The 19,697-nt window shown below is 70.4% G+C and carries 12 protein-coding genes; 6 read left to right on the top strand and 6 right to left on the bottom strand.

Annotated elements, in window-relative coordinates:
* The first annotated feature begins 24 nt into the window (after positions 1 to 24).
* Positions 25 to 1,164 (top strand): amidohydrolase family protein, encoded by a 1,140-nt coding sequence (locus tag JR065_RS14320; protein ID WP_206234940.1) that lies wholly within the window; start codon positions 25 to 27, stop codon positions 1,162 to 1,164.
* Between the two features lie 291 nt (positions 1,165 to 1,455).
* Here the strand turns inward: JR065_RS14320 and JR065_RS14325 are convergent, their stop codons facing one another.
* Positions 1,456 to 2,235, bottom strand: a complete 780-nt coding sequence (locus tag JR065_RS14325) for a DeoR/GlpR family DNA-binding transcription regulator (RefSeq protein ID WP_206234941.1) — start codon at positions 2,233 to 2,235, stop codon at positions 1,456 to 1,458.
* 138 nt (positions 2,236 to 2,373) lie between these two features.
* Here JR065_RS14325 and JR065_RS14330 point away from each other — a divergent pair, with 138 nt between their 5' ends.
* Both JR065_RS14330 and JR065_RS14335 read left to right on the top strand, forming a co-directional pair.
* Entirely contained in the window at positions 2,374 to 5,223 is a 2,850-nt protein-coding gene (locus JR065_RS14330; protein ID WP_206234942.1) for a TonB-dependent receptor, read from the top strand.
* Between the two features lie 152 nt (positions 5,224 to 5,375).
* Positions 5,376 to 7,196, top strand: a complete 1,821-nt coding sequence (locus JR065_RS14335) for an NPCBM/NEW2 domain-containing protein (RefSeq protein WP_206234943.1) — start codon at positions 5,376 to 5,378, stop codon at positions 7,194 to 7,196.
* A 154-nt stretch (positions 7,197 to 7,350) separates the two neighbouring features.
* Here JR065_RS14335 and JR065_RS14340 read toward each other — a convergent pair whose 3' ends face one another.
* From JR065_RS14340 to JR065_RS14355, 4 genes are all read right to left on the bottom strand, one after another.
* Positions 7,351 to 8,574, bottom strand: coding sequence for an MFS transporter (locus JR065_RS14340; protein ID WP_206234944.1), 1,224 nt, complete (start codon positions 8,572 to 8,574; stop codon positions 7,351 to 7,353).
* A 334-nt stretch (positions 8,575 to 8,908) separates the two neighbouring features.
* Complete coding sequence (locus JR065_RS14345) at positions 8,909 to 9,739, bottom strand: alpha/beta fold hydrolase (protein WP_206234945.1); 831 nt, start codon at positions 9,737 to 9,739, stop codon at positions 8,909 to 8,911.
* A gap of 628 nt (positions 9,740 to 10,367) precedes the next feature.
* Complete coding sequence (locus JR065_RS14350; protein WP_206234946.1) at positions 10,368 to 11,753, bottom strand: hypothetical protein; 1,386 nt, start codon at positions 11,751 to 11,753, stop codon at positions 10,368 to 10,370.
* A 108-nt stretch (positions 11,754 to 11,861) separates the two neighbouring features.
* Positions 11,862 to 14,912 carry a TonB-dependent receptor gene (locus JR065_RS14355; RefSeq protein WP_206234947.1) on the bottom strand — a complete coding sequence of 1,017 codons (3,051 nt, stop codon included), beginning with the start codon at positions 14,910 to 14,912 and terminating at the stop codon, positions 11,862 to 11,864.
* A gap of 493 nt (positions 14,913 to 15,405) precedes the next feature.
* Between JR065_RS14355 and JR065_RS14360 the strand changes: the two genes are divergently transcribed.
* From JR065_RS14360 to JR065_RS14370, 3 genes are all read left to right on the top strand, one after another.
* A complete protein-coding gene (locus JR065_RS14360) occupies positions 15,406 to 15,651 on the top strand; it encodes a hypothetical protein (protein ID WP_206234948.1) in 246 nt (81 codons plus the stop codon).
* Positions 15,652 to 15,866: 215 nt separating this feature from the next.
* A complete protein-coding gene (locus JR065_RS14365; RefSeq protein ID WP_241093630.1) occupies positions 15,867 to 16,346 on the top strand; it encodes a GNAT family N-acetyltransferase in 480 nt (159 codons plus the stop codon).
* Positions 16,347 to 16,880: 534 nt separating this feature from the next.
* Complete coding sequence (locus JR065_RS14370; RefSeq protein WP_206234949.1) at positions 16,881 to 18,131, top strand: cation:proton antiporter; 1,251 nt, start codon at positions 16,881 to 16,883, stop codon at positions 18,129 to 18,131.
* A gap of 3 nt (positions 18,132 to 18,134) precedes the next feature.
* On the opposite strand, the gene JR065_RS14375 is transcribed toward JR065_RS14370, so the two are convergent.
* Positions 18,135 to 19,622, bottom strand: coding sequence for a glycoside hydrolase family 30 protein (locus JR065_RS14375; protein ID WP_241093631.1), 1,488 nt, complete (start codon positions 19,620 to 19,622; stop codon positions 18,135 to 18,137).
* Between the last annotated feature and the right edge of the window lie 75 nt (positions 19,623 to 19,697).

The following is a 19,697-nucleotide window of genomic DNA, read 5'->3' on the forward strand; positions in this document are numbered from 1 at the left end:
CGTTATATAACAAGAGGCGTTGCCATGACCGCTTTCCTGCGTACGTTGTCTACCGGCGTGGCCGCCACGCTGCTCGCGCTGGCGGCATCCGCCGCCACGCCGCCGCCGCCGGCGGCGCCCGTGGCGGCGGACGCCGCGTATTCGATGGACGACTTCGCGCGCGTGCGCAAATACGACGCCCACGTGCACGCCAACCGCGCCGACGGCGCGTTCCTCGAGCAGGCGCGCGCCGATGGTTTCGAGCTGATGTCGATCAACGTCGACTATCCGGACTTTCCCAGCCTGGCGCTGCAGCGCCAGGCGGCCCTGAAGCTGGCCAGGCAGGACCCGGCGCGCTTCCACTGGGCCGCCACCTTTTCGATGAAGGGCTACGCTGCCCCGGGCTGGGCCGCGCGTGCCGAGGCCGGGCTGGCGCGCGACGTGGCCCAGGGCGCGCGCGCGGTGAAGATCTGGAAGAACGTCGGCATGGTGGAGAAGGACCCCGGCGGCCGCCTGATCATGCTCGACGACCCCGGCCTGGCGCCGGTGGCCGAGCGGGTACGCGCGCTGGGCGTGGCGCTGATCGGGCACCAGGGCGAGCCGCACAACTGCTGGCTGCCGCTGGAGCAGATGACCACCGACAACGACCGCCAGTACTACCGCAACCATCCGGCCTACCACATGTACCTGCACCCGGAACAGCCCGGCTACGAGGACCAGATCGCCGCGCGCGACCGCTTCGTCGCCGCGCATCCGCAACTGCGCTTCGTCGGCGCGCACATGGGCAGCCTGGAATACGACGTCGAGCGCCTGGCCGCGTTCCTCGACCGTTTCCCCAACGCCAGCGTCGACCTGGCCGCGCGCATGAGCCAGGTGCAGTACCAGTCGGTGCGCGACCGGCGCAAGGTGCGCGACTTCTTCATCCGCTACCAGGACCGGCTGCTCTACGGCACCGACCTGACCTTCGCTCCCGACGCCAAGCCGGAGGACTTCAAGCGCGAGGCGCACGCGGTATGGCGCGCGGACTGGCGCTACCTGGCCACCGGCCAGACGCAGCGGGTGCAGGCGATCGATGCCGACGTGCCGGGCCTGGCGTTGCCGCGCGCGGTGATCGACAAGATCTACTACGGCAATGCGGTGCGCGTGTTCGCGCCGGCAAGGCCGGTCGAGCAGGCGGGTGGCTAGAGCGTGTTTCGCACGATATCTGGCGGCCGCCGGCGCCGGGAGCGCGCTGGATGCCTCCGGTCGGCTTTGTCGGTGAAGCCTGTCGCGGCTGAAGCCGCTCCTACAGGGGGGCGTCGGCTCGCATCGATGGCGGGGCGATGCGGAACGCTTACGGGTGGTTTGGGCCGAGGAAGTTTGCGGGCGCCTTGATGGCCGGCCGCCCGGGGCGCTTGCGCAGGCGCCTTGTCTGCAAGCGGGCCAGAGAAGCGCTGCTGCCTTCCGCCGCGAGCGGGCGGCGCGGACCGACGGCGCTTACGCCAGCAGCAGCTCGAAGCCCAGCTGCTCGCTGGCCTGCACGATCTGCTCGGGCGCGCCGGTATCGGTGATCAGCGTGTCCAGCACCGCCACCGGAATGATGCGGTGCAGGCAGATCTTGCCGAACTTGGAGCTGTCGGTGATGGCGATGACCATGCGCGCGGCCTCGACCATCTTGCGGTTGAGCAGCGCTTCGGGCTCGTAGTGGGTGGTGATGCCGCGCTCCAGGTCGAAGCCGTCCACGCCCAGGAACAGCTTGTCCACGTGCAGCGCGCCAAGCGCCTCCACGGTCAGCCCGCCGTAGAAGGCCATGTTGCGGCGGCGCAGCTCGCCGCCGAGCATGACGATGTTGATGTGGTTCTTGGGGGTGAGCGCGGTGAGCACGCCGAAGTCGTTGGTGACCACGGTAACGTCCAGGTCGGGCAGGGCCTCGGCCAGGGCGATGGCGGTGGTGCCCGAGTCGATGGCGATGGTGTCGCCGGGCTTGACCAGGGCCGCGGCGCGCTCGCCGATACGCCGCTTCTCGTCCAGGTGCACGGTGCGCTTGGCCTCGTACGGCGGTTCGGCGGTGCTGCCGCCGACCATGCCGCTGTCGATCGCGCCGCCATACGCGCGCGCCATCACGCCGCGTTCGGCCAGGTAGCGCAGGTCCTTGCGCACGGTCTGCATGCTCACCCCGAAGCGCTGGGCGAGGGTGGCGACCTGCACGCTGCCTTGCTGGCGCACGAGTTCGCTGATCTGCAGACGGCGTTGGCTGGTGTCGCGGGTGGCGGCCATGGGAGTTCCTTCGGAGGCGGCAAAAGTATGCCGTATTTCGTTGTGTTTCGCTATTGATGCAAAACGAAACATGTTATAGGCTCGGTTTCGTTGTTTAACCGGCACGCCGGCCACCGCGCACCCTGAGGAGAGAACCCAGTGAACGCCGCACCCCTGCATCGGAACACGCTGTACCGTGGAATCGCGCTCGCCCTGCTGCTGCCGGCCACGGCCTCGGCGCAGGCCCTGCAGGACCCGGTCGCGCCAGCGCCGCAGACGGTACAGGCGCAGGGCGGCGCCGCGGCGGCCGGCGATCCGGCGACGCTGGAAACCGTGGTGGTGACCGGCGTGCGCGGCAGCATGGCGCGGGCGACCGAGCTCAAGCGCGACGCCGCCACGGTGCAGGATTCGATCAGCGCGCTGGAACTGGGCAAGTTCCCCGACGACAACGTGGCCGATTCGCTCAGCCACATCACCGGCGTGTCGATCTCGCGCACCGCCGGCGGCGAAGGGCAGAAGGTCAGCGTGCGCGGGCTGGGCCCGGAATACACCCTGACCACGTTCAACGGCCGCATCCTGGCCACCGACGGCGCCGGCCGCGACTTCGCCTACGACGTGCTGCCGGCCGACGTGATCAGCGGCGCCGACGTGATCAAGGGCGCGCAGGCGGCGCTGACCGAAGGCGCCATCGGCGGCCTGATCAACCTGCGCTCGGCCAGCCCGTTCGACCAGAAGGGCGCGCACGGCATCGTCCGCGTGGAGGGCGACCGCAACCAGATGTCCGAGCTCAACGGGCGCAAGTTCTCCGCCGCCTTCAGCAACACCTTCGCCGGCGACACCATGGGCGTGCTGCTCGGCGTGGTCTACGCCGAGCGCAAGGACCGCACCGACATCGCCGGCAACGACGGCGGCTGGACCCGCAACCCGGATCCGAACGATCCCAACTGGGGCGGCAACGCCTGGGGCGGCAACATCGATCCCAACGGCAACGGCGAGCTGGACCCGGACGAGTACGGGCTGATCGCGCCGGGCCAGTTCAGGGTCGGCTCGATCCTGGAAGACAAGAAGCGCCGCGCGTTTTCCGGCAAGTTCGAATGGCGCCCCAGCGACAACGTGCGCATCGTCGCCGACGGGCTGAAGACCCGGCTGGACTCGCCGCAGGTGTCCTACCAGCAGTCCTACTACCCGCTGTTCGCGCCCGGGCGCTGGTCCGACATCAGCGTGCGCGACGGCATCGTCACCGGCTTCACCATGAACAACCCGGACCCGGAGCTGCGGCTGAACCCGGAACTGCTCAACCAGACCGAGCACCGCGTGGTCGACACCGACCTGTACGGCCTCAACGGCGAATGGAAGGCCAGCGACGACCTGACCCTGACCGGCGACGTCTACCGCTCCACCTCCAAGCGCTATTCCGGCGGCCAGGACACCTACGTGGTCCTGCGCATGAACCAGCCCAACAGCGCGCGCATCACCCTGGCGCCGAACGGCGTGCCGAACGTCAGCGCCACCTTCGACGACGGCCGCGACCTGGCCGGCGGCCTGGCCAACGGCCAGTTCACCGGCTCGGACTTCAACACCCACTACATGGAACTGCGCGGCGACAACATCCGCGACGAGATCACCGGCGGCACCGTGGCCGGCAAGCTGTTCGTCGGCCGCTGGGGCGTGGACCGGCTGCATTTCGGCGTGACCCGCACCGAGCGCGAGAAGACCCGCGACCTGATCAACAACACGCTCAACGGCGGCGCGGACTACTACTCGGTCGACAACGCGATCAACGTCGGCGAACTGGGCGGCGGCGTGCTTTCGCACACCTTCAACCTGCCGCATTTCATGGACAAGATGGACAGCCGCTTCCCGCGCAGCTTCCTGGCCTTCGACGTGCCCAACTACCTGGCCCAGCTGCAGGCCTACGACGGCAACCCGCGCCCGGACGGCACCGCCTACGACTTCGCCATGGCCGCGCCGGCGTGGAACCCGCTGGAGAGCTACCGGGTCAGCGAGAAGACCAACGCCTTCTACGTGCAGGCCGAACTGTCCGGCGAACGCTGGAACGGCGACGTCGGCGTGCGCCTGGTCAAGACCCGCACCCGCGCGCAGGCGTGGGACGCCAAGATCCTGAGCATCACCGAGAACGGCGCGTTCAACTACACCGCCGAGTACGCCGACCCGACCCCGATCGTGCAGGACGCCGACTACACCTTCGTGCTGCCGTCGGCCAACTTCATCTGGCACTTCACCGACGACCTGCAGCTGCGCGTGGGCGCGGCCAAGACCATGGCGCGCCCGCCGGTGGACAAGCTGGCGCCGACCAACACCACCGCCAGCGTGTCGTGGGGCGAGTTCACCCAGATCTACGGCGGCAACGTGGACCTGAAGCCCTACAGCGCCAAGCAGGGCGACGTGTCGCTGGAGTGGTACTTCGCCGAGCAGTCGATCGTCAACGTGGCCGCGTTCTACAAGCGCATCGAGAACCAGATCACCACCAGCTGGGAACCGGGCCAGGACATCGGCGTGCCGGGCCACCTGTTCAACATCATGCGCCCGATCAACGGCGACTACGCCAAGGTGCGCGGCCTGGAAATGGGCCTGCAGCACTTCTGGGACAACGGCTTCGGCGTGCGCGCGCAGTACACCCGCAACTGGTCGCGCAGCTGGGTGGGCGACGAGGAACGTCCGCTCGAGGGCATCGCGCCGGCGACCTACTCGCTGGGCCTGATGTACGAGAAGGGCAAGTGGTCGCTGGGCGCCAACGCCGACCACACCGACGGCTTCGTCACCGCGATCAACGTGATCGGCACCGGCTACAACGAACAGGCCGACGCCATCACCTGGCTCACCGCGCACGTGTCCTACAAGGTCAACGACATGTTCAGCATCAGCCTGGAGGGGCAGAACCTGCTGGACGACGAGCAGACCTACAGCATCAACGGCAACCCGCTGCTGCTGCAGGGCTACAACCGCTACGGACGCTCGGTCACGCTCGGCGCGAGCCTGCGCTTCTAGCGCCGGCGGGCCGCCGAACTGGCGAAAAGGCCAGCCTCGCCGCCAGGGTGCCTCGTCCTTCCCGGGACGCGGCGCCTTGCGCACATCACCCGCGCAACGCAATCAGCCACGGTGCCGCCATGTTCCGCCCTCTGATGCCCGTACTACGCGCAATGTTGCCGCTAGCGCTGTTCCTGCCCGCGGGCGTCTTCGCGCAGGCGGACGCACTGCGGCCGAGCGGGAGCTTCTCCGTCCACGGCGGCACCGCCGCCCAGACGCCGCCGATGGGCTGGAATCCGTGGAACGCCTTCCGCACCGACGTGGACGAAGCCAAGATCATCGCCGCCGCCGAGACGATCAAGCGCACCGGCCTGGCCGAGGCGGGCTACCGCTACATCAATCTCGACGATGGCTGGTGGCTCAGGCGCGGCGCCGACGGGCGCATCGCCATCCGCCGCGCGATCTTCCCCAGCGCGGCGGCGGGCGCGCAGGGCGTGACCAGTTTCCGCCCGCTGACCGATCGCCTGCACGCGATGGGATTCAAGGCCGGGATCTACACCGATTCGGGCAAGAACACCTGCTCGCAGCGCTGGGACCGCGACAGCCCCAACTTGCCGGAGGGAACGCTGGCCGAACGCGAAGTCGGCCTCGACGGCTACGAGTACCAGGACCTGCGCCTGTTCTTCCAGGAGTGGGGATTCGACTACGTCAAGGTCGATGCCTGCGGGATCGCCGACTACGGGCCGGCCGACGAGATGGTCGTCGCCGGACGCTACCGGAAATTCGCGCCGCAGTTCGTGCGCGGGCAGCCCGAGCGTTCCGACCTGGACGCGGTGCAGACGCGCTACGCCCGGATCGGCCGCCTGCTGAAGGAACTCGATCCGGACGGCGACGCGGTACTGGCGATCTGCGCGTGGGGCGAGGCCGATTCGCGCCGCTGGGGCGCACGGCACGGCAACCTCTGGCGCACCAGCGCCGACATCGAGCCCGAATGGGCCAGCATGCTGCACAACTTCGACAGCGCGTCCACGCGCGAAATGTACGCCGGGCCGGGACGCTGGAACGATCCGGACATGCTGGCGATCGGGCTCGGCGAGTTCGACGGCGCGCACCTGGCGCAGGCCCGGACGCACTTCTCGCTGTGGTCGATCCTGTCGGCGCCGCTGCTGATGGGCTTCGACCTGACCAAGGCGCCGCGGCCGGTCCTCGACATCCTGCGCAACCGGGAAGTGATCGCGGTCAACCAGGATCCGGCGGGCAACCAGGGCGCCCTCGTCCACGACGACAGCCGCGTGCAGGTCCTGGTCAAGACCCTGGCGCAGCCGGGCGAGCGTGCCGTGGCGGTGTTCAATCGCGGGACCCGGCCGGCGCAGGTGGAGGTGACCTGGCGCCAGCTGAAGCTCAAGCCCGGCACCGAGGCGCGCGTGCGCGACCTGTGGGCGCATCAGGACCTTCCCGCGGCGCGCGAGCGGTTGCCGGTCGCCGTCGCGCCGCGCGAAACGCGGATGTTCAAGATCGGCGGGCAGGCCCTGGCCGGCGATGGCCATTTCCTGAGCGAGATGCCCGGGCGGATCAACGTCGCCGTCGATGGCACGACCAGCGTCAATGCGGACGTGACCGCGGCGTCGGGCGGCGCGCGCGCCGACTTCACCCCGCACGGCGGCCGGATCAGCCTGGCCGGGCGGCGCCAGGACTACGGCATCGGGATACTGGCCGATTCGCGCATGGAAGTCCTGGCCAGGCGGCAGTTCGGCCGCTTCACCGCGACGGTCGGCGTGGACGACAGTTCCCCGGATACCGGCGTGCCGGTGGTGTTCAAGGTCTACGGCGACCGCACGCTGCTGTTCGCGAGCGGGCCGTTGCGCCGCGGCGAGGCGCCGGCCGAACTCGATGTGCAGGTCGCGGGCGTGGAGATCCTCGAACTGGTTGCCGAAAGCGCCGCGGCCACCGGGCGCCCGCTGTCGATCGCCTGGGGCGATGCGCGACTGCACTGACGCTCGCGCGTCCAGGACGGTGGCGGTAACGCCCGGCGGCGGCCGGTGGCACGCGTCCACGCCGGACGCTCTCGGTTTTTCCGCCGCAACGTCGATCCGAGCGTCCGCGCTGCGCTCGTAGGCAAAGCGCCGCCGCCGGAGCGCGCGCTGCGCTTCAGCGCGCAGGCGGACGCGCTGCCGCCGCGCGCGCGCGTCTGCGCCAGCGCACCAGGCCCGCCGCCTGCAGCGCGGTGGCGATGGCGCCGAAGGCCAGGCCCAGCGCCACCACCGCCGGCCAGCCGGCGGCCTGCCACGCGGCGGTGGCGGTGGCCGAGCCGAACGCGCCGCCGAGGAACATCGCGCCCATCAGCACCGTGTTCAGCCGCGCCCGGGCCTCCGGGCGCAAGGCGAAGACGAGGTGCTGGTTCGAGACCAGGGCCGACTGCATCGCGAAATCGAGCAGCACCACGCCGGCCACCAGGCCGGCCAGCGAGGTCCACAGTCCGAACAGCAGCCAGGAGAGCAGGGTCAGGCCGGCGCCCAGCGCCACGACCGGCGCCGCGCCGCGCCGGTCGGCGAAGCGTCCGGCCAGCGGCGCGGCGAGGATCCCCACCGCGCCGACGATGCCGAACAGGCCGGCAACGTCGGCGCCCAGCCCGAACGGCGGCGCCTGCAGGCGGAACGCGAGCACGGTCCAGAACACGGTGAAGGCGGCGAAGATCGACGCCTGGGTGAGCGCGGCCAGGCGCAGCGGCGGAAACTCCTGCCACAGGTGCAGGATCGAATGCAGCAGGCGGCCGTAGCCCAGCGGCGACTGCGGCCTGCTGTACGGCAGCTTGAGCCGCATCAGCGCGCCGGCCGCCAGCGCCATCGGCACGCCCAGCCAGAACATCGCGCGCCATCCGCCGTGCGTGGCGACCACGCCGGCCAGGGTGCGGCTGAGCAGGATGCCGCTGAGGATGCCGGCCAGGACCATGCCGACCGTGGCGCCGCGCCGCTCGGGCGAGGACAGGTGCGCGGCGAACGGCACGATCTGCTGGGCCACGGTCGCGACGAGCCCGACGCACAGCGAGGCCATCAGCAGCAGCATCGCGCTCGGCGCCAGCGCGGCCAGGACCAGCGCCAGCGCCAGCACCGCGAACTGGACCACGATCAGCCGCCTGCGTTCGACCAGGTCGCCCAGCGGAACCAGCAGGAACAGGCCGATGGCGTAGCCCAGTTGCGTGGCGGTCGGCACCAGGCCGGTCGCGCGGCCGGGCAGGTCGTCCTCGATCAGCCCGAGCATCGGCTGGTTGTAGTAGATGTTGGCCACCGCGATGCCGGCCGCGGCGGCCATGGCGAAGGCGCGCGGGCCGGACAGTGCGGCGGCGCCGTGCTCGGCGTGCTGGCGTTGGTCCATGGCGTGGTTCCTCGAAGGCGGCGGCGCGCGGCGGCCGGTGCGTGCGATGTCGCATGGGCGGCCGCATCGGTGCGGAAAGATGGCGGACGTCCGCCATGGAAACAGACGGACAGTCCGCAACGCGAGAAGACGAGGGGAACCGCAGCGCGAACAAGGCAGCGGACGGGTCCGCGACTCGGGAAGAGGGCAGGCACGTCCGCGCTGCGGGAAGAGGGCGAACTAGATCGCGACGCGGGAGAGGGCGGACAAGTCCGCGACGCGGAAGAGGGCGGACAAGTCCGCGATGCGAGAAGAGGGCGGACAAGTCCGCCCTCGGCCCGCACCATGGCCAGGTTCAGGCCTGGATGAAGGCCAGCAGGTCCGCGTTGATCACCTCGGCGTGCGTGGTGCACATGCCGTGCGGGTAGCCCTCGTACACCTTCAGGGTGCCGTGCTTGAGCAGCTTGACCGACAGCAGGCCGGCGTCGGCGATCGGCACGATCTGGTCGTCGTCGCCGTGCATCACCAGCGTCGGCACCTCGATGGCCTTCAGGTCGTCGGTGAAGTCGGTCTCGGAGAAGGCCTTGATGCCCTCGTAGTGCGCCTTGGCGCCGCCGGTCATGCCCTGGCGCCACCAGTTCTGGATGGTGCCCTGGGACACCGCGGCGCCGGGCCGGTTGAAGCCGTAGAACGGCCCGGTCGGCAGGTCCAGGTAGAACTGCGAACGGTTGGCCGCCAGCGCCGCGCGCAGGCCGTCGAACACTTCGATCGGCAGGCCGCCCGGATTGGCCGCGGTCTTGACCATGATCGGCGGCACCGCGCTGATCAGCACCGCCTTGGCCACGCGGTCCTTGCCGTGCCGGGCCACGTAGCGCGCGACTTCGCCGCCGCCGGTGGAGTGGCCGACGTGCACCGCGTTGCGCAGGTCCAGGTGTTCCATCACCGCCGCCGCGTCGGCGACGTAGTGGTCCATGTCGTGGCCTTCGCCGACCTGGCTGGAGCGGCCATGGCCGCGGCGGTCGTGGGCGACGACGCGGTAGCCCTTGCCGACGAAGTACAGCAGCTGCGCGTCCCAGTCGTCGCTGGACAGCGGCCAGCCGTGGTGAAAGACGATCGGCTGCGCGGTCTTCGGGCCCCAGTCCTTGTAGAAGATCTCGACGCCGTCGCGGGTGGTGATCGTGCTCATGAACTGCTTCTCCTGTGGTGGTGGATAAACGGAAACGCAAACGACGCGCCGGCGCGGCGATCGGACATCGAACGCGGGGGGGCGGGGACTCATGCGAAGCGGTGCGGCCCGCCTGCGCCGCGCCCCCGTGCGGTGGCGAGGCCGCGCCGGCTCCAGCGCGGGTCCGCGGCCGGCCGCCGCACGGGATCGTGCGGCAGCGCATAAAGGCCGGGCGAGTACGCGCGAGACGGCATGGACAAGGTGTTGCCTCCAGGGATGGAAAGCGCGCCGGACCAGGCAGGCAACGCGGCGCATCGCCCCGGCATCCGTGCAGTTGCGACGGGCAGGGTAGGGCGTGCGCGGCCGGACGTCTTGCAATTCCGTGCCATGCCGAGGCCGGGACGGATGCGCGGCCGCGTACGCGGCCCGCGGCTGGACCACCGGATGAGATGGCGCAACGATCCGCCGATATCGAGTGGCCGAGCGCTCGCCCACTTTTCGCCGCCGGCAGCGCACGCCGCCGTCCGAGACGCACGCCGCGGTCGTGGCCGCAGCGGCGCCGCATTCGATCCCCCTGCCGCAGCAGGAAAAACCCACCGATGCGCTTTGGGTCAAGGCGCGGCAGCGCGCGCCGCTGCACGTCCGGCGCTCAGCGCGCGGTCTCGACGAACACCGGGTTGGAATAGAACCACAGGTCCTGCCACGGGTCTTCTCCGGCCACGTCGGCCAGCGGCACGGTTTCGCCGGTGCTGCTGCCGCGCGCGCGCACGAAGCCGTCGCGCGGCGGCACCGGCAGCGTCCAGGACACCGATCGCCATGGGCCGTCGCTGTGCCAGTCGCCGGCGCCGAAGCGCCTGGCCCGCATCTGCAGCACGCCGTCCGCGCCGGGCGCGCCCACGATCAGCTCGATCTGCCGCAGCGCCGGGCGCTGGCCGTTGAAGTTCGGCTGCGCCGGCTGGCGCACCCGCAACCGCACCTGCAGCGTACCGTCGGCCGGCACCGCCAGCGTGCCGCCCATCGTGGCGCTGCGCCCGGCGTCGCCGCTCGCCTGCACCGTCAGTTCCAGCGCGTCGATCAGGTCGCCGGTCACCGCGAACATCCTGCCCTCGCGCAGGCCGTCGAGGATGTCGTGCGCCTCGTGCCGCGCCCACACGTAGGTCTTGCTGTACTGCCCGGGATCGAAGTCGCGGCCGCCGTCGCGCAGGTTCACGTGCGAGTCGGAGGTCGCGGTGATCCAGAAGCGCCGGCCCTGCGCCAGCAGCGCGTCCCACACCCCGCCGACCTGCGCGGTCATCTGGTCGAAGCCGCCGAACGTGGGCGCGCCGGCGTTGCGGTACAGCCCGCGGTGGACGGGCGTGGCCTGGTGCCCGGGGGCGCCTTCCATGCCGACCAGCACCCGTGGCGCGGCGTCGTGCCAGGCCAGCAGCTCCGCCGGATCCACCTCGCCCCAGCGGCCGACGCCGGTGGCGGTGCGCGAGGGATGGTTGACGAACACCAGCGGCGGCACCGGCAGCGCGCGCATGTGCGCCAGCGCGTCGAGCATCAGTCGGCCGTCGTCGCGGCTGCCCGGTTGCAGGGGCTCGGCGCGGCTGTAGTCGCGCTCGATCGCCAGCTGCTGTTCGCGCTCCTGCGGCCCCGGTGCGATGATCAGCGAGGCGTGCTCGCCGGCCGGCACGTCGAATTCCATGCCGTTGAACTGGAGCAACGCCGGCACCTCGCGCCTGGCCTGCAGCAGCGCCGGCCAGGCATGGTCGCGGCTCACCACCGAGTGGCCCGGGCCGCCGTGGTCGGTATGCACCATCCAGCTCAGTCCATGCGCCAGCGCCTGCCGGGCGTTGCGCGTGCGCGAGTAGGGCGAGTCGCCGCCGCGGATCGGCGTAGGCGGGGAGGTGGTGCGGTCCCAGTCCACGCTCCACTCGCTGTGCACGTGGTGGTCGCCGGCCTGCCAGCGGCGGCCGTCGTCGTTTTCGGCCGCATGGCCAGGGCCCGGCCACGCGATCAGCGCGGCGAGCGGCAGCAGGAGCAGCAGGCGCATCGGATGTTCCTTGGTTCTTCGGCAGCGGCGCCGGGTAGCGCGCGAGGTGCTCGCGCGATAGCGGCCATGGCGGTCGTCAGGACCGCCACGGCGGGGCGGTGGCCCAGCTCAGAAGTCGGCGCGGATGCCCAGGCTGACGCGGCGGCCGGAGCGCTCGTACATGGTCGGGAACGACGGATCCATCGTGTAGCCGGTGGTCTCCTCGTCGGTCATGTTGATGCCCTTCAGGCTGATCTTGACGTTGTCGGTCAGGCGGTAGCCGATCGACACGTCCAGCTGCCCGTACGCGTCGCGCCAGATCGGGTACATGTCGTAGCCGATCGACTCCACGTACTCGTCCTTGTGGTTGTACGACAGGCGCGCGTCGAAGCGGTCGTTCTCGTAGTACACGGTGAAGTTGTAGGTCTTCTCGGACAGCCCCGGCATCGGCGTGCTGATGCCCAGGTCCGATTCTCCGGCCAGCGAGCTGTCCAGCATCGTGTAGTTGGCGTTGATGCCGAAGCCGTCCAGCGCGCTGTGCAGCGCGCTCAGCGGCAACTGCGCGATCAGCTCCACGCCGTCGACGTCGTAGGTGCCGTCGGCGTTCACCGGCTGGTAGACGTCGAAGTCGTAGTAGCCGTTGAGGGTGCCGTTGGCGTTGTACACCGCCACGTCCTGGACCACGCTGGTCAGCGAGTTGACCACCACCCCGTCGATCTTCTTGTGGAAGTACGACGCCGCCAGCAGGCCGCCGTTGTCCAGGTACCGCTCCACGCCGATTTCCCACTGCTTGGCGTAGGTGGGCTGCAGGTCCGGATTGCCGTCGGTGAAGCGGAACGAGCTCCAGCTGGCGGTGCGCTTGTAGGCGATGTCGGTCAGCGCCGGGCGGATCAGGGTCTTGGACGCGGCGGCGCGCAGCAGCAGGCCTTCGGACAGCTCGGCGGTCATGTTCAGGCTGGGCAGCACGTCGTCGTAGTCGCCCTTCTTGGACACCGGCGTGTCGGTGTAGCCGGTGCTGCCGTTGGCGTTCTGGACCTGGTGGTAGCCGAAGGACAGCACCGAGGTGTCGACATAGCGCGCGCCGGCGTTCACCGACAGCGGCACCCGGCCGATGTCGAAGGCCAGGTCGGCCATCGCGTACAGGCTGGTGACTTCCTCGTCCACGCGGTAGTACTGGCCGTCTTCGAACGGGGTGACGAAGCCGGGATAGCGGTAGGCGCCGCGCGCGTAGTCGTTGGAGACCTGCATCCAGTCCAGGTCCTTCACGCTGTAGGCGCCGCCGGGGACGATGTCGCTGATCCACTGCAGCGGGTTGTCGGCCAGGGTGCGGGTATTGACCCACGAGGTGTTGCCGGCGCCAGGCCCGGTGATCTTCAGTTCGCCGTAGTTGCGCTCCTTCGACTTGTCGGTGTAGCGCGCGCCGAACTGCACCTTGTGCAGCGCCGGCAGGAAGGCCAGGTCCAGCGTCTTGGCGAAATCCAGCTGCGCGGCGTACTTGTCGTCGGTGACCTTCTCCAGCGTGGTCTCGTAGGCCTCGAACAGGTACTTGTCCGACGCGTCGTACATGTCGATGCTGCCCGGGCTGGCGCTGGGCACGGTTTCGCCGCTGTGGCCGCTCCAGCGCGTGCGCGAGGGCGCGTAGGCCACGTGCTTGAGGTTGGAGTAGTCCAGGGTCTTTTCCGCGCCGGAGTAGCCGAGCATCGTGTCGAGGTTCCAGCCCTCGCCCTTCCAGTCCAGCGCCACGCTGTACTGGCTGTAGTCGGTCTTGTTGATGCGCTCCTTGCTCAGGATCTCGTGCTGGGTGGCGGTGTAGGACACGTCGCGCAGCACCACCATGCCGTACTCGGACAACGTGGTGGCGTCGTACTCGTGGATGGTGCCCAGCGTGCTGCGGCTGGAGGCGGAATAGGCGGCGGCGTCGTACTCGTCCTCGGTGGTGTCGTAGGCGCCCACCATCGCGTCGAAGGTCAGGCTGAAGTCGTTGCTGGGCTTGTATTGCAGCGACGCGGTGGCGCCCCACTTGTCCTGCTCGTTGAGGTAGACGCGGTCGCCGACCTTGTCCTGGAACACGATCAGGTTGGTCTCGTCGGTGTCGGTGCGGTCGCGTACGATCACCCCGGCATCGCGCGCCAGTACCGCGGCGGCCTGCGTGCCGCGGGAGCCCGATGCGCCGAGGAAACGCGACATGGGGCGGAAGTTGATGCCGGAGGTCGAATCGGTGCGGTTGGTGCGCTTGGCCTTGGAGAACGAGGCCAATGCGCCCCAGTCGCCCCAGGTGTCGCTGGCCAGGAACGAGAACTTGGGATCGGTCTCCTCGGAAATGGAGTTGTAGGCGCCTTCGGCGGACGCCACCAGCGTGCGGCCCTGGTAGTCGAACGGGCGCGCGGTAGAGATCTGCACCGAGCCGGCGATGCCGCCTTCCTCGTCGGCGGCGGTCGGCGATTTCTGCACCGTCACCTGCTGGATGATCTCCGAGGCGAAGATGTCGAATTCCACGTCGCGGCCGCCGCTGCCCGAGGCCGTGGCCAGGTTGTTGATCGCCACGTGGGTGTACTCGGACGGCAGGCCGCGCACGTTGACCTTGCTGCCCAGGCCCTTGTTGCGCTCGATGGTCACGCCCGGCATGCGCTGCAGCGCCTCGGCCAGGTTCTGCTCCGGGAAGTCGGCCACGTCGGTGGCGACGATGGAGTCGGAGAAGCCGATGGTCGAGCGCTTGATGTCCACCGCCTGCTCCAGGCTGCGGCTGTAGCTGCCGACCACCTCGATGCTCTCCAGCTCCTGCAGCGGGGCCTGCGCGTGCGCCAGCGCGGGGGCGGCGCCATCCGGCAGCGCCTGGGCGGCCGGCGGCGCGGTGGCCGGCGCGCTCGGGGTGCCGGCGTCCGCCTCGATCGTCACCGTGGTCGGGTTGAGGTAGCGGTAGCGCAGCCCGGTGCCGCCGAGCAGCTGCTTGAGCGCCTCTTCGGGCGGCAACCCCGCCGGGATGGCGCGGGTGCGCAGGTTGCCGGCCGCCTGCGCGCTGTAGACGAACTGCAGCCCGGTCTGGCGCGACAGCGCGTTGAGCGCGCGGTCCAGCGGCTGCGACGGAATGGCGTCGGTCGCGATGCCGGCGTCCTGCGCGGTGGCGGTGACGGTGGCGGCCTGCAGGGCAAGGGCGATCGAGAGGAACAGGGTTCGGCGCATCGTAGGGTCCGGTGGGGTGGTGACGGGCGTGGCGAGACGGGATCGTTCGCGCATGCCTGACTACGAGGGCGGCGAGCGCCGGTCGGGCACCGCTTTTTCGATGAATTTTTTTTGACACCGCCGTTGGCGCCCACGCGCCGGTGGGGAGCGACGAGGCGTGGGCGGCTCCCAGGGAGCAGCGGTGTCGCAGCGAGGGGCGCGCCGGGCTACGGATGAGCGGCAGGGCGGTGTGCGAATGGGCGTCGTGGTGCCGGGCGCGCAAGCCGGCGCGGACCTGCCGCCGCGGCGGCCGCGCAGGCGGCCCGGTCGGCCGTCCCCGCACCGGCCCGGCACCGGCCCGGCACCGCGCACCGACCGGGGGCGGTCGCGACGCCTCCTTCACCCGGCAGCCACGTCGCCTTCGGCCGCCGATTCCTAGGCTGCGGTTTTCCAAGACAATCCGGTGAAGCGTATGATTTCTCGCGCGCCACCCAGGCGCCCTGGGGAAGCTGCAATGCCTATCAGAACTTGGCTGGCGGGCGGGCCGCTGCATGGCAGGAGCGTATGCGCCGACTCGCCCCCCGTACTGGAGATCGACGGACGCCGCTACCGGCATGCGACCGGGCCCTACCATCCTGAACCGCCGAAGGTGGCGTTCCAGATCTATGTCGCCGCGGAACTGGACGGCGCTGCGGCCGAGGATGCGGTCAACTCGCTGATGGACTTCGTGCCGTTCGACAGCCCGGAGCTGTCTTCTTAGCAGGTAAGGCCGAACACCCGTTGGAGCATGGCCACGCCAATGCGCTGGTGGCTTACCATCTGGCGCGGGCGACGAAAACCTGGCCGCGCCCGCCGCAGTGACGGTTCGTCTGTCACGTTCTTGGTTGCGTGCGTGGGCCACCGATGCAAGCGTCGGGCGCCGCGCGCCGCGCCGCGTGCCGGCCCGTACGAACTGCTGGCCACGCGCCGCCTCCGATGCGCGATCCGCTGGCCGCGCCGTCTTCTAGAATCGCCATCCCGATGCCGCTTGCGGATGCCATGAACGTCACCTTGGATCGAGCGAGTGCGGATGAAGTCCAGGCCGTCTGCGACCGGCTGCTGGCCTTCAATCGACGTGCGTCGGGGCAGGCGCTGGACTCGGCGCACATCCGGCTCGTGGCGCGCGAGGCCGGCGGCCGTGCGATCGGCGGCGTGTTCGGCGACGCCTGCGCGGGCTGCCTGCAGATCGACGTGCTGTGGGTGGACGCGGCCTACCGGGGCCATGGCGTGGCGACCGCGCTGATCGGCGAGGCCGAGCGCCAGGCGCTGCAGCACGGTGCGGTGGTCGCATGCCTGGACACGTTCTCGTGGCAGGCCGAGTCCTTCTATCTCAAGCTGGGCTACGGCGTCCTCGCACGCGTGGGCGGGCTCCCGGGCGGGCACGAACGCATCTATCTCAACAAGCGCCTGCGCTAGGTGCCGGAGCGGCTTCGGTCGCGATGCGGCGGCAGGGCATCTGCGTCGCATTCCTAGCTTTGCCCATGCCGCGCTCCCGCGCACGACGGGCACTGCCTTCGCGGCGTGACCCCGCCGACCGGGCAGGCCGCGGGATCGCCAGGCGCGTTCCCGGCAGACGAGGCGCGCGGCAACATGGGCCTGGCCATCGTCACTGGCAACGATCGTCGCGCTCCGCGCCGTCTGGACAGCCAGGGACCTGGCTTCGATGCACGCTCCGGTCGCATCGGCGGCGAGCAGGTTAGGTCGCCGGCGGCGGTCGTCCTGGACCGGCGCTGCAGCGGTGCGTCCGGCCCGCCCAGGCGGCGGCGCCGCGCGCGCCGCTGGCGCTTCCTTCGTCTGCCCCAAGGGCGGCAATCCTCCGCCGCATGGCGCTATGATCGCGGCGGGCGCCGGGGGAGCGGGCGTCCGAACGCGGCCGCGCGGATCTGTGCGCGGTCGCGCGACGTGCCGTGGCGGCTCCGTGTTGCGTCTTTTCCGACCAGGAACCCTGCGATGGCCCATAGCCCCTTGTTGCTGCAACTGGTGATCATCATCGTGACCGCGCGGCTGTGCGGCATGCTGCTCAAGTACGTCGGCCAGCCGCAGGTGATCGGCGAGATGGCGGCGGGCCTGCTGCTCGGTCCGATCGTGTTCGGCGCGTGGCTGCCGGAGGTCCACGCGATGGTGTTCGCCAAGGCCTCGCTGCCCGGGCTGACCTCGCTGTCGACCATCGGCCTGATCCTGTTCATGTTCATCGTGGGGGTCGAGCTGCGCTTCCCCGATGGCGTGCGCGCGCAGATGCGCCAGGCCGGCTGGGTCGGCGTGCTGAGCGTGGCGCTGCCGATCGGACTCGGCATCGCCACCGCGCCGCTGCTGCATCCGCTGGCGCCGGCGGGCACCGGGTTCTGGCCGTTCGCGATGTTCATGGCCGCGGCGATGTCGATCACCGCGTTCCCGGTGCTCGCGCGCATCCTCAAGGACCGGCAGCTCACCACCACCACGGTCGGGCGGCTGGCGCTGTCCAGCGCCGCGCTCGCCGACGTGTTCGCGTGGATCATGCTGGCGTTCGTGGTGGCGATGATCGGCAGCCACGGGGGCTACGCCGGCTTCCTGCGCACCGTGGTCGGGCTGGTGGTGCTGTGCGTGGTGCTGTTCGGGATCCTGCGCCCGGCCTATGCGTGGCTGCTGCGGCGCACCGCACCTGACGGCAATCCGCCGATGATGGTGCTGGCGGCGATCCTGGTCGGCGCCTTCGCCTGCGCGGCGGTCACCCAGTGGCTGGGACTGCACGAGGTGTTCGGCGCGTTCCTGTTCGGCGCCTGCCTGCCGCGCGACGACCGCCTGCTCAAGAGCATGATCGAGCGGCTGGAATACGTGTCCATCGCCGTGCTGATGCCGATCTTCTTCGCCCTGGCCGGGCTCAACACCACGCGCGACGCGTTCGTCGGCGCGGGCCTGGGCGCGTTGCTCGTCATCGTGCTCGCGTCCACCGTCGGCAAGGTGTTCGGCGGCGCGGCCGGGGCGCGGCTCAGCGGCTTCGGCTGGCGCGACAGCTTCGCGGTCGGTTCGCTGATGAACGCACGCGGGCTGATGGAGCTGATCGTGATGAAGGTCGGCCTGGACGCCGGGCTAATCGGCCCGCAGCTGTTCACCATGCTGCTGGTGATGGCGCTGGCCACCACGGTGATGACCAGCCCGATGCTGAGCGTGTTCGCCGGCCGCCGCGGCGCGCTCTCCGCGCGCTCGGCGGGGCTGCCCGGCTAGGCCCTAGCGCGCGTCGGCCGGCGCGGCCGCGGCGGGCGGCTCGCCTGCCGCGCGCGTGGACGCCGCCGCCCACACGAAGGTCGCCACGCTCCTGGCGGGCATCCGGTAGGCGAAGCCGCGTTCGCCGTCGCGCACGGCGATCGCCTGCGCATGCGCGGCCGAGTTGGCGACCAGCAGCACCTGCGAGCCGTCGTGCTGGTTGCGGAAGGCGACGTTGTCCAGCCCTGCGCCGCCGGTATCGCTGGAAGCGATGCGCTCGGCGCCGGGCCGCACGAAGCGGCTGGCGTGGGCCAGCACGTAGTACTCGGCATTGCGCGTGACCGCGCCGCTGCGCGAATCGATCGCCACCACGCCGCTGCAGGTGGCGCAGCCGCCGGCATGCGGGCCGCGGTTCTCGTCCAGCGCCAGGTTCCAGAACAGCACGCCGCGCGCCCAGTGCCGCACCGGCTGGATCAGCATGCGCCGGGCGATCAGGGTCATGCCGCCGCTGCGGATCGGCTCCCAGGTGCCGCCGGAACACTCGGTCATGTACACGTCCTTGTCCGGGAACGCATCGCGCACCGGGCTCTGCGCGGCCGGCTCGCCGGCGTAGCAATGCCAGGCCACGCCATCGACGTAGCCACCCGCCCTGGCGTCGCCGAGCACCGCCAGCGGCTCCTGCGGCTTGTCCCAGTTGTGGTCCCAGTCGAACAGCAACGGCGCGTCCTTGCGCGCGGCCAGCATCGGTCCCAGGTGGTCGCCGATCAGCCGCGCGCGCGCCGGCGCGTTCAGGCGCATGCCCGGGTAGTCCTCGGGCTCGAAGTCCGGCTCGTTCTGCACGGTGAGGGCGAAGATCGGTATGCCTTCGGCGCGGTACGCGTCCACGTAGCGCAGCAGGTAGCGGGAGAACGCATCGTAGTGTTCCGGCTGCAGGCGGCCCTTGACCAGGCTGGCGCTGTCCTTCATCCACGCCGGCGCACTCCATGGCGAAGCCATGATCTTCAGCTGCGGATTGATCGCCAGCGCGGCGCGCGCCACCGGGATCACGTCGTCGCGGTTGAGCGCGATGCTGAAATGGCGCAGCGGCGGATCCGCCGCGCCGCCCGGCGGGTCGTCGAGGCTGTAGTGGCTGCGGGAGAAATCGGACGCGCCGATGGTCAGGCGCGAGAAGCTCAGGCCGAGCCCGCCGTCGCGGCCGAACAGCTCGCGCAGCAACGCCTGGCGTTGTTCGGGCGAAAGCTTGTTCTGGATCAGCCACGCCGAGGCATCGGTGATGGAGGCGCCGAAACCGACCATGGACTGGAAGCGCGATTCGGCGTCGATACGGATCTGCGCCGCCGCGCCGGCGCCATTCCTATCGAACGGCAACGTGCTCGCATCCAGTTGCCTGGCGCCATCGGCGGTCGTGGTCCAGACCGCGACATCGGCGGCGAACGCCGGGACCGTGTGCATGCACGCGGCCAACGCGGCCCAGCGCCAGAACGTGACGGACGGACGCTTGGTTGCGGGCATGGGCGGCCTCCTGCGGCTGCGCGATAGGCCGCAACGGTACGGGAAAACGGCGCGATAGCGATGCTGCGCTGCCAC

It is taken from the genome of Xanthomonas sp. (genome assembly GCF_017163755.1).
Lineage (GTDB): Bacteria > Pseudomonadota > Gammaproteobacteria > Xanthomonadales > Xanthomonadaceae > Xanthomonas_A.

What these genes read in the sequence shown, in the direction of transcription:
- JR065_RS14320 (WP_206234940.1), top strand. Translation starts at nt 25, where the DNA reads ATGACCGCTTTCCTGCGTACGTTGTCTACCGGCGTGGCCGCCACGCTG.
- JR065_RS14325 (WP_206234941.1), bottom strand. Translation starts at nt 2,235, where the DNA reads ATGGCCGCCACCCGCGACACCAGCCAACGCCGTCTGCAGATCAGCGAA.
- JR065_RS14335 (WP_206234943.1), top strand. Translation starts at nt 5,376, where the DNA reads ATGTTGCCGCTAGCGCTGTTCCTGCCCGCGGGCGTCTTCGCGCAGGCG.
- JR065_RS14340 (WP_206234944.1), bottom strand. Translation starts at nt 8,574, where the DNA reads ATGGACCAACGCCAGCACGCCGAGCACGGCGCCGCCGCACTGTCCGGC.
- JR065_RS14345 (WP_206234945.1), bottom strand. Translation starts at nt 9,739, where the DNA reads ATGAGCACGATCACCACCCGCGACGGCGTCGAGATCTTCTACAAGGAC.
- JR065_RS14350 (WP_206234946.1), bottom strand. Translation starts at nt 11,753, where the DNA reads ATGCGCCTGCTGCTCCTGCTGCCGCTCGCCGCGCTGATCGCGTGGCCG.
- JR065_RS14355 (WP_206234947.1), bottom strand. Translation starts at nt 14,912, where the DNA reads ATGCGCCGAACCCTGTTCCTCTCGATCGCCCTTGCCCTGCAGGCCGCC.
- JR065_RS14360 (WP_206234948.1), top strand. Translation starts at nt 15,406, where the DNA reads ATGCCTATCAGAACTTGGCTGGCGGGCGGGCCGCTGCATGGCAGGAGC.
- JR065_RS14365 (WP_241093630.1), top strand. Translation starts at nt 15,867, where the DNA reads ATGCGCGATCCGCTGGCCGCGCCGTCTTCTAGAATCGCCATCCCGATG.
- JR065_RS14370 (WP_206234949.1), top strand. Translation starts at nt 16,881, where the DNA reads ATGGCCCATAGCCCCTTGTTGCTGCAACTGGTGATCATCATCGTGACC.
- JR065_RS14375 (WP_241093631.1), bottom strand. Translation starts at nt 19,622, where the DNA reads ATGCCCGCAACCAAGCGTCCGTCCGTCACGTTCTGGCGCTGGGCCGCG.